12 protein-coding genes and 1 other annotated feature are annotated in these 14,043 nt (G+C 29.1%); all 12 genes read right to left on the bottom strand.

What is annotated here, in order from left to right; genetic code table 11:
• Positions 1–51 precede the first annotated feature (51 nt).
• On the bottom strand, positions 52–1,971 hold the full coding sequence (gene thrS, locus H8923_RS11815) for a threonine--tRNA ligase (RefSeq protein ID WP_153971927.1): 1,920 nt from the start codon (positions 1,969–1,971) through the stop codon (positions 52–54).
• Positions 1,972–2,024: 53 nt separating this feature from the next.
• Positions 2,025–2,254, bottom strand: a binding site (T-box leader).
• Between the two features lie 56 nt (positions 2,255–2,310).
• On the bottom strand, positions 2,311–2,913 hold the full coding sequence (locus H8923_RS11810; protein ID WP_153971928.1) for a DUF445 domain-containing protein: 603 nt from the start codon (positions 2,911–2,913) through the stop codon (positions 2,311–2,313).
• A gap of 118 nt (positions 2,914–3,031) precedes the next feature.
• Positions 3,032–3,832 (bottom strand): putative sporulation protein YtxC, encoded by an 801-nt coding sequence (locus tag H8923_RS11805; RefSeq protein WP_153971929.1) that lies wholly within the window; start codon positions 3,830–3,832, stop codon positions 3,032–3,034.
• Between the two features lie 144 nt (positions 3,833–3,976).
• Positions 3,977–4,912: an ABC transporter permease gene (locus H8923_RS11800; RefSeq protein ID WP_153971930.1), complete on the bottom strand. Its 936-nt coding sequence runs from the start codon at positions 4,910–4,912 to the stop codon at positions 3,977–3,979.
• Complete coding sequence (locus H8923_RS11795) at positions 4,912–6,003, bottom strand: ABC transporter permease (protein ID WP_153971931.1); 1,092 nt, start codon at positions 6,001–6,003, stop codon at positions 4,912–4,914. The genes H8923_RS11800 and H8923_RS11795 overlap by 1 nt, the downstream gene beginning before the upstream one ends.
• Positions 5,993–7,564 carry an ABC transporter ATP-binding protein gene (locus tag H8923_RS11790; protein ID WP_153971932.1) on the bottom strand — a complete coding sequence of 524 codons (1,572 nt, stop codon included), beginning with the start codon at positions 7,562–7,564 and terminating at the stop codon, positions 5,993–5,995. Before H8923_RS11790 ends, H8923_RS11795 begins: the two co-directional genes overlap by 11 nt.
• 332 nt (positions 7,565–7,896) lie before the next feature.
• Positions 7,897–8,946: a BMP family lipoprotein gene (locus tag H8923_RS11785; protein WP_153971933.1), complete on the bottom strand. Its 1,050-nt coding sequence runs from the start codon at positions 8,944–8,946 to the stop codon at positions 7,897–7,899.
• Between the two features lie 184 nt (positions 8,947–9,130).
• Complete coding sequence (locus H8923_RS11780; protein ID WP_153971934.1) at positions 9,131–10,168, bottom strand: BMP family lipoprotein; 1,038 nt, start codon at positions 10,166–10,168, stop codon at positions 9,131–9,133.
• Positions 10,169–10,455: 287 nt separating this feature from the next.
• A complete protein-coding gene (locus H8923_RS11775) occupies positions 10,456–11,301 on the bottom strand; it encodes a DegV family protein (RefSeq protein ID WP_153971935.1) in 846 nt (281 codons plus the stop codon).
• A 45-nt stretch (positions 11,302–11,346) separates the two neighbouring features.
• Positions 11,347–11,817 (bottom strand): tRNA (uridine(34)/cytosine(34)/5-carboxymethylaminomethyluridine(34)-2'-O)-methyltransferase TrmL, encoded by a 471-nt coding sequence (gene trmL, locus H8923_RS11770; RefSeq protein WP_153971936.1) that lies wholly within the window; start codon positions 11,815–11,817, stop codon positions 11,347–11,349.
• 135 nt (positions 11,818–11,952) lie between these two features.
• A complete protein-coding gene (locus H8923_RS11765; protein ID WP_172976730.1) occupies positions 11,953–13,356 on the bottom strand; it encodes a VanW family protein in 1,404 nt (467 codons plus the stop codon).
• A 5-nt stretch (positions 13,357–13,361) separates the two neighbouring features.
• On the bottom strand, positions 13,362–13,988 hold the full coding sequence (nth, locus tag H8923_RS11760) for an endonuclease III (protein ID WP_153971938.1): 627 nt from the start codon (positions 13,986–13,988) through the stop codon (positions 13,362–13,364).
• Positions 13,989–14,043 lie beyond the last annotated feature (55 nt).

Here is a 14,043-nt window from a genome sequence, read left to right as displayed (position 1 = left end):
TGCACTAACAAACATCCTTTATATGATTGTTAGTGCATTTTAATGTCTTAATTAAAATTGTTCAACATTTGTTCTGTTTTCTACTTCATTTAATATAGTTGATATGAATTCATCTAAAGATACAGCACCTATTTCACCTTTATCTCTAGATCTTACAGATATAGTCTTATCCGCTTCTTCTTTTTCACCAACTATTATCATGTATGGTATTTTTTGAAGTTGAGCTTCTCTTATTTTGAATCCAGTCTTCTCAGCTCTGTCATCTATATCAACTCTTATACCCTTATCAAATAAGGCTTTTTTAACCTCATTTGCATAATCATTGTATTTATCTGATATAGGAAGTATTCTTACTTGAGTTGGAGCTAACCAAACTGGGAATTTACCAGCATAGTGTTCTATTAATATTCCTATAAACCTTTCTATACTTCCAAATGCAACTCTGTGTATCATTACTGGTCTATGCTTCTCACCATCTTGGCCTACGTAATTTATATCAAATCTTTGAGGTAATTGCATATCTAATTGTATAGTACCACATTGCCATGTTCTACCTAAACAATCTCTTAAATGGAAGTCTATTTTAGGACCATAGAATGCTCCATCTCCTTCATTTAATATATATGGTAAGTTAAGCTCTTCTAAAGCTTCTCTTAATCCATTTTCAGCAGCTTCCCAATCTGCATCACTTCCTATTGAATTTTCTGGTCTAGTAGATAGTTCTAAATGATATTCAAATCCAAAAGTCTTGTAAACTCTATCTATTAAATCTACAACTCCTTTTATTTGATCCTTTATTTGTTCTGGTAACATGAATATATGAGCATCGTCTTGAGTGAAAGCTCTAACTCTCATAAGTCCATGTAATGCACCTGATAATTCATGTCTATGAACTCTACCAAGCTCAGCAACCTTCATTGGAAACTCTTTATATGAATGTGGCTTAGAATTATAGTATATTAATGAACCTGGGCAGTTCATTGGTTTTATAGCAAATTGTTGATCATCTATATCCACAGTATACATATTTTCTTTATAGTTAAACCAGTGTCCTGAAGTCTCCCATAATTTTTGATTTAATATTATTGGAGTCTCTATTTCTTGGTATCCATCTTCTCTGTGTATTTCTCTCCAGAATTTTAATAATTCATTTTTAAGTTCCATACCTTTTGGTAAGAATAATGGGAATCCTGGACCTTCTTCAGGTATAAAGAATAGATCTAATTCTTTACCTAATTTTCTATGGTCTCTTTTCTTAGCTTCTTCTAACATGTGTAAATATTCTTCTAAGTCTTTGTTCTTTTCAAATGTTATACCGTATATTCTTTGAAGCATTTTATTTTTCTCGTCACCACGCCAGTAAGCACCTGCTACACTTAATAACTTAACTGCTTTGACTTTCTTAGTTGAAGGTAAATGTGGACCTCTACATAAGTCAGTAAAATCACCTTGCTTATAGAAAGATATTATTTCACCTTCTGGTAATTCAGATATAAGTTCTTCTTTATATATTTCTCCATTTTCTTTTGCCCAAGCTAAGGCTTCTTCTCTTGGAAGTTCATATCTTTCAACAGCTATATCTTCCTTAGCTATCTTCTTCATTTCTTTTTCTAATTTTTCTAAGTCTTCATTTGTTAATCTATGCTCTAAGTCAATATCATAATAGAAACCATTCTCTACAGTTGGTCCTATAGCAAACTTAGCCTCTGGGTATAATCTCTTTATAGCTTGTGCTAATATATGAGCTGATGTGTGTCTAAATACATCTTTTCCTTCTTCGTCTTCAAATTTAAATAAGTTTAGATTACAATCTTCATTTACAATATAATCAAGTCCTACAACTTTATCATTTACTGAAGCTGCAACTATAACTCTAGCTAATCCTTCACTTATCGACTTAGCTATATCCATAACAGATATTTGACCTTCAAACTCTCTTACAGTTCCATCTTTTAAAGTAACCTTTATCATAACTAATGCCTCCTATATATTTTTATAATAAAAAAACTCGTCGCCAATAAAAATATTGGGACGAGTATTAATTCGTGGTTCCACCCAAGTTGATTTACAAATACATTATAAATCCTCTTGTTGACTATAAGGTTGTCACCCGAACACTTTCACATAATAATTATGCTAGTAAGTTCTGCTCCAAGGTAGTTTTCAAATAGCTATTTTTAGATGGGCTTACAGCCGATGACCCGTCCTCTCTGTAAATTAGTCCTACTTTACTCGTCCTTATCCTTGCAAATGTCTTAAGTTATTATAACTATTATATCAGATAGTAAATTTTGTATCAACCTTAATATTCTATATAAATATTATGATAATACCTTGTATTATCCCTATTAAGAAACCTAATATTAATCCTAATATCTCTATATGTTTTAATTCCTTTTTAGCAACCTTAATAATTAGATCCTCTAATTGATATAAATCTAATTCATTAATCTTATTCTCTATCATTTCTTGTATATTTATACGTTCTTTTGCTTTATTCATAATATCTTCACTAAGTTCATCTATTGCAGCTTTAACTTCAACATCAACAGCATCCATTATATAGCCTTCTATCATTCCTCTTATTGGAAATGGCACGAAAGCCATTTTCTCTTGAGCTATATTTTTTATTTTCTCTTTTATGTACTCAGTAATATTTTCTTTATCATCCTCATTCATTATATTAGAAAGAATATCTTCCATAGACAAAAATTCTTCTTGTATTATTTGTCCTATGTTTTTAGATATTTCACTTCTTCTTTTTGGTATAAGACCAATTATTTCAAAATTTAATATAGGTATTTTTATAGGCTCTATAGGTCTAAATATTAGCTTTATTGCTAAAACATTTGTTATATAACCAATTATGCCACCGATACTAGCCAATAATGCTATTTTTAATATATTGCTCATATAAATCTCCTTATAATATTATATAATTATCTATTTTTAGACATATATAATTATAAGTCTTATATGAAAATTTAAAAAGTATTTTTTAATAGACAATACATTTTAGTAGATATTATATTTAATTTTTAAAAACCATGTTAGCCCTGTCGCCAAATATAGATTTTATAGTTTCTATAACCAACTTTGAGGATTCATTATTTAACGAATCTATAATTTGTACTTTTTTAGGACAAAGAGCTAATAATGTACTTATAAGAAAATCTTCATAATTCAATTCCTCTTTTATAGCCATATTTATTATTTCTTCATCATCAATATTATCTATTTTATTACCATCTCCATCATACAGTACAAAAGAACCATTCTTTAAGATATTCACTACAAGCAAATCTAATTTGCTATCTTGAATATCTATAAAATATTTTAATACATTTATAAACTCACTTTGTTCCTTTTCTGATAAATATTCTTCTAACGCTATATCTGTTATTGAAGATAGATATATGAGAGTTTCCTTCAATCTAAAAGTTAAAAATCCTTCTATATTTAGATAATCACAGCTAGATAAATAATTACATATCTTATTTTTTATTGCATCTTTTATAACATTTTCCATTCTATCAAAAACTGTTAAAGCATGTTTATAAATAATATCAACTTCATTTTCATACAATTCTTTATATTTTTTATCTATGTACTCTTTTAAATACTTTTGTTTAATTATACATATTATTAGGCACGTTAACTCTTCTTCTATATTTTCTAAATTTAACTCATCTTCTATATCTAGATTAACCGCTACATCAATTATATTATCTTTAAAACTTATATTTTTTTTTATTTTATTGGTTTCTAAAAAGCCTTGGGCATTAATCCTATGATGAGGTGAAAAACTTATATGTAACTCTTTATTTGTCAATTTTATCGCCCCTTTCTTACTATCTAAAAGAGGATTGCCTAATAATAAAATCTTACCTTATACTTTATTATTTCAATAAATAATATTTTTAAACTACTTTTGTTCAATAAAAAAAGATATCTCAAATTGAGATATCTTTTTTTATTATCTTTCACCTTTTTTATATGGGTTTCCAAGCGCTGACGGAGCTTTAGAACTCTTAACAAATAATACTAGAACTATTAATGTTACTATATAAGGTATCATTGATAATAAGTTTTCATTTACAACAAATGGTAATTCTGGATTTCCGAAGAATACTGTTAATGCAGTTGAGAAACCAAATAATAAACATGCTACCATTGCCCATTGAGGTCTCCATTTACTGAATATAACTGCTGCCATAGCGATATAACCTTGTCCAGATATTAATGTTGGTCTAAATGATGAAACAACTGCTAAACTCATCGATGCTCCACCTAATCCAGCTAATATACCAGATATTATAACTGCTGCATATCTAACGCGAGTAACACTTATACCTAATGTATCCGCTGCACCTGGGTGTTCTCCAACTGCTGTTACTCTAAGACCGAACTTAGTTTTGTATAATACATACCAAACTACTAGAACTAGTATAAATGCTAAATAAACTGTAGCATATGAATTAAATATAGTATCTAATACACTTCCTGCTGGGAATAATCCGTTTAACGGTCTTGGTATCTTATTTTCCATTGGTATTGTTGGAGTCATAGTAGCTCCATCAAACATCATCTTAGATACGAATAGTGCTACACCTGGTGCAAGTAAGTTTATCGCAACACCTGATATTGTGTGGTCTGCATTAAAACTAACAGTTGCTATAGCATGTATAAGCGCGAATAAACCACCAGCTAATCCACCTATCATAAATGCTAACCATGGGTTTCCTAAAAAATATCCTGATGCTGCACCAGCAAATGCACCCATAACCATCATACCTTCTAATCCTATATTAACTATACCTGATTTTTCAGAGAATACTCCACCTAATGCTGTAAATATAAGGGGTGTAGAGTACATTAAAGTAGTACTAATAATTAAAGCTATTTGATCCATTACGCATTCCCCCCTTTACTTCTCTTTTCTTTCATTTTATCATATAACATTTTTAATACACTGCTTAATGCTATAAAGTAAACTATTGAACCGATAACTATGTTTACTACTTCTGAAGGAGCACCAATAGCTTGCATCTTAGTTCCTCCATATTTAAACGCTCCGAATAATAATCCTGAGAATATAACTCCTATTGGATTACTATTAGCTATTAACGCTACAGCTATACCATCAAATCCATATCCTTCTTGAGCTGCTAATACTGATATATTATGAGATACTCCCATAACTTGTATTGCACCCGCAAGACCTGCTATTAGACCTGCTATTGCCATAGATTGTAATATAGATTTATTTACATTTATTCCACCGTATTCAGCACCATATCTGTTGAATCCAACACCTCTTAGTTCGAATCCTAAAGTTGTCTTGAATAATATAAACGCTATTATTAATACAACAACTATAGATATTACAATACCCCAGTTTACTGAAGTAGCTGGTCCAACTAATCCTTTTAACCAATCAATTCCTATACTTGCACTTTCATGTATACTTACAGACGTTTCACTATTTGGTTGAGCTAACCAAGTAGTTCTTATCATGTAGTTACTTAAGTAAAATGCAATCCAGTTTAACATTATCGTTGCTATAACTTCATTTATTCCATATTTAGATTTTAACCATCCTGCAATACCACCCCAAACAGCACCTGCTACTGCTGCTACTAAAAGAGTAAGTGGTACATGTATAAATGCTGGTAAATCTATTCCTGCTCCAACTAATGTTGCAAATAAAGCACCTATTATAAACTGTCCCTCTGCACCTATATTGAATAAACCTGTCTTATAAGCAAATGCTATAGAAAGTCCTGTTAGTATAAGTGGAGTTGATCTTATTATTGTCCATGCTATGAATTTAGGCTTTCCAAATACACCTGTTATCATAGCTGAGTATGCTTCTATCGGATTAAATCCAGCTATTAATAAAGCTATCGCTCCAACAACTAAACCTAATACTATTGATATTAACGAGAAAATAATAGCATTGTTAGCAGTCGATAACTTTCTTTTTTGTTTACTATTGCTCATCTTCTGCACCTCCTGCCATCATGAATCCTAATGTATTTTCATCTGCACCTTTACCATCAACTATACCTACGATTTTACCTTCGTATATTACAGCTATTCTATCAGATACATTCATAACTTCATCTAATTCTAAAGAAACTAAAAGTACTGCATTTCCTTCATCTCTTTGCTTAACAAGAGAACTATGAACGAATTCGATCGCCCCAACATCTAATCCTCTTGTTGGTTGAGTTGCAATTAATAATTGTGGCTCATTTGTTGCAGCTCTTGATACTTCAATATTATCAACCTCTCTACCTATTATAACCTTTTGTTGGTTACCTCCAGATAAAGCTCTTGCTTTTGTTGTATAGTCAGTAGGTCTTACATCAAATCTATCTACTATCATTTTTGCGTGTTCTTCTATAGCATCCATTTTTAAGATTCCATTTTTAGAGAATCTTGGATCTTTATAATTTTGTAGTACTGTATTTTCAGCAACAGTAAAGTCTAATATTAAACCTCTTTTTTGTCTATCTTCTGGTATGTTTTTTATACCTTTGTTAAACATTTCTAGTGGTTTATTATTGATAACTTCATGACCATTTATTTTTATACTTCCAGATTCGGCTTTTCTAAGACCAGTAAGAGCTTCTACTAACTCAGATTGACCATTTCCATCTATTCCTGCTATACCTAGTATTTCTCCAGCTCTAACTTCTAATGATAGACCATCAACAGCAGCTATTTTTCTATTATCTCTTACTAGTAAATCTTTTATTGATAAAACAACATCTCCTAACTTAGGTTCATCTTTATCAACTTTAAAATTAACTTCTCTACCAACCATCATTGCTGCTAGATCATCTTCACTAGTTTCAGAAACTTTAACTGTATCTATATATTTACCTCTTCTTATAATAGTACAGTAATCTGCAGCAGCTTTTATTTCTTTTAATTTATGAGTTATTATTATTACTGATTTACCTTCTTTAGTTAAATTTCTTATAATTTGCATAAGTTCATTTATTTCTTGAGGTGTAAGAACTGCTGTAGGTTCATCTAGTATTAATATTTCTGCTCCTCTATATAAAGCCTTTAATATTTCAACTCTTTGTTGCATACCAACTGTTATGTCTTCTACCTTTGCAGTTGGGTCTACATATAAACCATACTTTTCTGATAACTCTTTAACATCTTCAATAGCTTTCTTCATATTAACTGCACCTAAACCTTTTACTGGTTCAGTACCTAATATTATATTTTGAGCTACTGTAAATGGCTGTACAAGCATGAAATGTTGATGAACCATTCCTATCCCATTTTCTATAGCTATATTTGGGTTATCTATATTTACTAATTTTTCATTTATATGTATTTCTCCAGACGTAGGCTGGTATAAACCATATAATATATTCATCAATGTAGATTTTCCTGCTCCATTTTCACCTAAAAGAGCATGTACTTCTCCTTTATGTACAGTCAAATCTATGTTGTCATTTGCTACGAAGTTTCCGAACTTTTTAGTTATTTTTTTCATTTCAACAACTTTTTGACTGTAATCAACATTACTATTATTCATCGCCCTTTGCTAGCCTCCTTATTTAATAATCAGTACTCTTTATTATACTAAAATATAATTAATATAACAAACTTTTTTCGACATTTTTTTGTTTTCTCTTAAATATATGCGTATTATTTATATTTTTTGTACTATTTCTCCCTTCTTATTTACCATTATGTTACACTATTAACCTTTTTAGCAAAATAACTATATATATTTATATATTATCCATATTAGATATAATCTATTTGTTTGATACACATATTTTATATTTATAAAGAAAAACTCCCCCTTAAAAATAGATATTTAATTATAGTTACCTATTTTTAAGGGGGAGTTTTATTTAAAATCTATTTATTATTAGGATAAGCCTTTTCAAACTCTTCTTGATTAGCAGGAACCTTGATATCCCCTGATTTTATTTTTTCTTCTGTATCATCAACATATTTTAAGACATCTTCAGGAACATTATTTTTAGTAGTTGGTGCTATTCCTACACCACCAGTTGATAGTGTATTAACTATAGTTTGACCACCTTCATATTTTCCTTCTATTAACTTTTTAGATAGATTATATACAGCTACATCTATATTTTTCATAGCTGATGTTATAACATTTTTAGGTGCAAGTGAATTTTGATCTTGGTCTACACCGATTGCCATCTTATTACTTTCTTTTGCAGCTTCTATTGCTCCTGTACCACAAGCTCCTGCTGCTGTAAATATTACATCTACACCATTCTTGTGCATTTGATTTGCTATAGATTTACCTAATGCTGCATCTGAAAAGCTATTTGCATATTGAGTTGATATTTTTGCATCTGGATTAGAATCAATTACACCTGCTTTAAATCCATATTCAAATTTCTTTAAAACTTCACTTTCAATTCCACCTATAAAACCAACTTTACCAGTCTTAGTCATTTTTCCTGCAATTAAACCAGTTAGATAAGATGATACATTATCTTCAAATATTAAAGAATCTACATTCTTTGCATCTACTACTTCATCAACAATTGCAAAATTATTATCTGGATAATTTTTAGATGCTTCAGCTATAGCATCTTTTAATTTATAACCCACTCCAATTATTAAATCCATATCTTCATCTATGAAGGTTTCTATATTTGGCACATATTCTGCATCTTGTTTTGATTCTAAATATTTTACATCGACTTTATCTCCATAATCCTTTTTTAATTTTTGAAGACCTTTCCATGTTGATTGGTTGAAAGATTCATCATTTACTCCACCAGTGTCAGTTACCATTCCTACCTTATATACTTTATTAGATGTAGTTCCTCCTTCTGTTTTTTCATTAGTTTTATTGCTACATCCAACTATCATAGAAGCTGATAAAATTAAAGATGTGGCAAGTGTTATAGTCTTTTTTAATTTCATTACTTTTGCCTCCTTTAATGATTTTATGTATATTGGTATGTTTCTCATTTTAAAAGTCTTTTATCCAAATAATTAACCATATTTTTAGATATGTATTTTTTTAATAAATTATAAATCTCTTTTATTACAATAAAAAAACTATCCTAAATTATTAGGATAGTTTTATATGATATAATTTTTATTTTTATTTTCCGAATTGAGCTTCGAACTCTTCTTTATTAGAAGGTACTTTTACTTCTCCACTCTTTATTTTTTCAGCCATTTCATTAACATAAGTTAATACTTCTGGGTCTACGTTTTTATCACTTGTTGGAGCTATACCAACTCCACCATTTTCTAAAGTATTTACTATAACTTGTCCACCTTTGTAATTTCCTTCTACCATTTCTTTACATAAGTTGAACATAGCAACATCTATATTCTTCATAGCTGATGTTAACATATTGTTTGGAGCTAAATTATATTGATCTGAATCAACACCTATAGCTTTTTTATTGTTTTCCTTAGCAGCTTCTATTGCTCCTGTTCCAGTAGCTCCAGCAGCTGTAAATATTATATCTACACCATCTTTGTGCATTTGATTAGCTATAGACTTACCTTTAGCAGCATCAGAGAAGCTGTTTGCATATTGAGATGCTATAGTAGCATCTTCTTTAGCAGTCTTTACACCAGCTTTAAATCCGTATTCAAAAGTTCTTAATAAATCACTTTCTATACCACCTATGAATGCAACCTTACCAGTTTCAGTCATCTTACCAGCTATTAATCCTGTTAAGAAAGAAGATACACTATCATCGAAAGTTAATGAGTTAACATTTTCAGCCTCTACAACTGAATCTATTATAGCAAATTGCTTTTCTGGATAATCTGAAGCTGCTTTTTTTATCGCGTCTTCTAACTTGTAACCAACACCTACTATTAAATCATAATCTTGATCAGCAAATGTTTCTATATTTGGAGCGTAATCTGCATCTTGAGTAGATTCTAAGTACTTAACTTCTACTTTATCCCCATACTCAGCTTTTAAGTCTTCAAGACCTTTCCATGCAGATTGGTTGAATGATTCATCATTTACCCCACCAGTATCTGTTATCATCCCTATTTTGTATACTTTATCTTCTGATCCTTTAGCAGAATCATCTGAGCTTGAACCACATCCTACTAATAAACCAGCAGTCATAACTGTAGTTAAGCCTAATGCTAATAACTTCTTAAGTTTCATAAATTCCCTCCTAAATTACTCTACATCTGTAATAATTATCTTTATTTTACACTATTTTCTTTTTTTTAGCTATACTTTTTCTGCAGAATTTTCTTTTTTTTTGTAAGAATGTGTTGCATTTAATGGTTAAAATTCTTATTAGAGTATATTTTATATTTATTTATATACACTACTATAAATTTTTAGTTAGATTTTTAATCATTATTAGTATGAATAATGATTTACATTTTAGTTTTTAAATAAAAAAGAAGCCTCAAAATAAATATTTATTCTAAGACTTCTTATTTTTATTTCTTAAAAGTTAGAATTCCAGTTACACCTGGACCTGAATGAGATCCTATACAAGTTCCTACCATGAAAAACTGTACTTCTTTTGGATTTAATTCTTTTTTTGCAGCTTCAACTAATTTTTCCTTTTCTTTTAAATCATCGCTATAACCTATGTAAATTACCTGATCTGATAAATCATCCCCACAATTTTCTTTTACAAGTTCTATCATTTTTGAAATTACATGTTTTTTTCCTCTAACTTGAGCTATAGGAGATACTAATCCCTCTTTTACATCTAAAATAGGCTTTATATTTAATATATTAGCTATAGTAGCCTTTGTTGAAGATATTCTTCCGCCTTTTTGAAGGTATTCTAATGTATCAACAGAAAATAATAAATATGACTTTTCTCTTAAATTCTTTAATTCTTCTATTATTTCCCCACCATTTTTACCTTCCTTGGCAAGTTCAGCCGCTTTTACAACTAAAACACCTATACCATAAGAAAAACTCTGTGAGTCATATGTATATATATTTCCATCTAAATCATTTTTAGCCATAATAGCACTTTGATAAGTACCAGTTGCAGTAGAGGAACCAGCTATATAAAGTATATCTCTACCTTCATTAATATATTTTTCAAAAACATCCTTAAATTGTGCATATGTAGCTTGAGATGTTTTTGGGTATATATTTTCTCCTCTTAATTTCTTATAAAACTCTTCTTTTGTTATGTCTACACCATCTTTATATTCTTTGCCATCTAAAATTACAGTCAGTGGAACTACTTCTATATCGTATTTATGAATTAAGTCTATTGGTACGTCAGATAAACTATCACATACTATTTTTAAATTATTCATTATAAAAATATGCCCCCTTTTCAAATTTCATTTAACATCTTAGCATTACCTCATATTTGGATATCCAATTTGTCTTAATGCTTCAAATACAACTATCGCTACTGCATTCGATAAATTTAAAGACCTTGCTCTTTCATGATTTAACATTGGTATCCTCATGCAAGTTTCTGGATTTTCCTTTAATATATCCTCTGGTAATCCTTTTGTCTCTTTTCCAAATACTAAAAATGAATTTTCTACAAATTTCATATCTGAATGAGAATTATTTGTTTTTGTTGTTGAATAGAAAAATACTCCATCAGGATTTTTTTCTTTTACCTCTTCAAGACTATCGTAATATTGTATGTTTGCTATATCCCAATAATCAAGACCACTTCTTTTTAAATATTTATCCTCTAAAGAAAATCCTAGTGGTCTAACTAAATGCAGGGTTGATCCTGTAGCTGCACATGTTCTTAATATATTACCAGTATTTTGAGGTATTTCTGGTTCTACTAAAACTATATTTAATGACATACTTATCCTCCTAATTAATGCTATATCCTTTATGTTCTAAACATCATATGGTTTTATTTTCTAAATATTATTATAGCAGAAAATAGTTTTAATTAAAAAAGTTCTTTAATTAAAACTATTTTCTAGTTTACAGATTTATACAATCTCAGTCTTAATTTTCGATTTTTTATTAATATCTTTATGATTATTTTCTTCTATTATTTCTTTTTTCTTAATTATTTTCTTTTTCGTTCCATGTATGATTACCTTATCCTTAGGAGGATAAAAGCTCTCATATACTAATTCTTTAGAAATATCTTTACCCAATTTATATATTCTAAAAGTATTAACCTTATATCCTACCCTACCATCTTGTTCTACAAATTTTTCCCCTTCATACATTTCTTCACTATTTTTTCGTACAACTTTGTTAGGAAGTATTTCTACAATCTCTGTAGTAATTTCTATCTCCTTCTTGTCTTCTTTATTTCCATAAATCGTTGAAACTATTCTATTTTCATAAACTTCATTATATATTAAAACAGGTGTTTTAAATTTATTTTTAAATTTAAAGTCAATATCCCCCAATGATACAGTTGCATCTCTTCCTTTAGAGATATATGCACTTGGTATTGTATGATTTTTTACACTTGTAATATTCATTCCTGCATAAAGAGCTGCATTATATATAGTACTTGATACTTGACATATACCTCCACCTAATCCATTTTCTAATTTTCCATTTACTATGACAGGCGCTTCCTTCATTTTATTAACACAATTAGAATTCAAAATTATAGAGTTAAAAGAGAATTCTTCTCCACTCCCTATCAATACATTTGTAGTTGCATCTGAAGCTATTTTTATATTATTTACTCTATTTAAAATTTTACCGTTAAAACTAGTTTCATAAGTCCCTAGAACTGTGTCAATTTGAGATAATTGCGATTCTTTATATCTCGGTTCTATATTTTGTACAGTTATCTGTACTGTTTCTCCATAAATATTTTTTATATTGTTAATAATTTCATTTTTTAATTTACCCTTATTCAATCTTTGTCCAACTTTTTCTTTTGTCGTTATAACCAATCCATTTTCTATTTTTGCAGTTGCATTTATAGGTTGTACATAAAAATCATTACTTATGGTATCTATATATTTTTCTAACTTTTCATCACTATAAGTATATTCTAGTTTTATAATCTTCTTATGACCTAAATCTAAACTAACTTTAGTCTTTATATCATTAATAAAACTATCCTGTCTTCCAATATCATAAGCATCATCTACCGCTTTCTTAACTTTATATTTCACACCTATGTCATCTAAATTCAGTTCATATACTTTTTCATTAAAATTCAGTTTTACTTTATTATTTTCTTCTATTATTTTATTAATTTTATACATAGCTTCTTTATTAGTTAAATTTGATAAGTCAATATTTTCTACATAAATATTTTTATGTATTTTTCCTTCCTTTTCAATTCCTTGTACAATTTGCATGTTTCCTAAAAAAAATATTGCTACTATTAATAATGATATTTTTTTAATTCGTTTCAAAGCTGTCATTCCCTTCCAATATAGTAGTCACAATCACTTTTTATAGGGCAAATACCACATTCTGGCTTTCTTGCTTTACACATTCTCCTTCCATGAAAAATTAATAAGTGATGAGAATGAGACCATCTTTCTTTCGGTATTGCTTCCATAAGCGCAAACTCAGTCTTTTCAGGTGTTTTAGTATTAACTATACCAATTCTATTTGAAACTCTAAATACATGTGTATCTACAGCTATTGCTGGTTTATTAAATGCATTACTTAAAACAACTCCAGCTGTTTTTCTACCTACACCAGGCAGCTTCACTAATTCTTCTAATGTATCTGGAACCTGCCCATTATAATCTTCGCATATTTTTTGCGAAGTTATCTTTATTTTTTCTGCTTTACTTTTATATAGGCCACAAGTTTTTATTTCTTTTATTATTTCTTCTATACTTAATTTATTAAAAGCTTCCGGGGTATTATACTTTTTAAACATTTTTCCAGTAACAATATTTACCCTTACATCTGTACATTGAGCTGATAATATTGTTGCAATTAAGAGCTCAAATGGAGTTGTGTAATCTAACTCACATTTAGCATCTGGATATAATTCTTCTAATTTATCTAATATTTTATTAACATCTTTCATAAATTTGTCCCCTCTAAATTTTATTCTATTTATATTATCTATCAATTTCACTAAT

Source organism: Romboutsia faecis (genome assembly GCF_014323405.1).
GTDB classification, from domain to species: domain Bacteria; phylum Bacillota; class Clostridia; order Peptostreptococcales; family Peptostreptococcaceae; genus Romboutsia_E; species Romboutsia_E faecis.
Note: the sequence above shows the minus strand (reverse complement) of the source record. Positions and strands in the feature narration are given on the sequence as shown.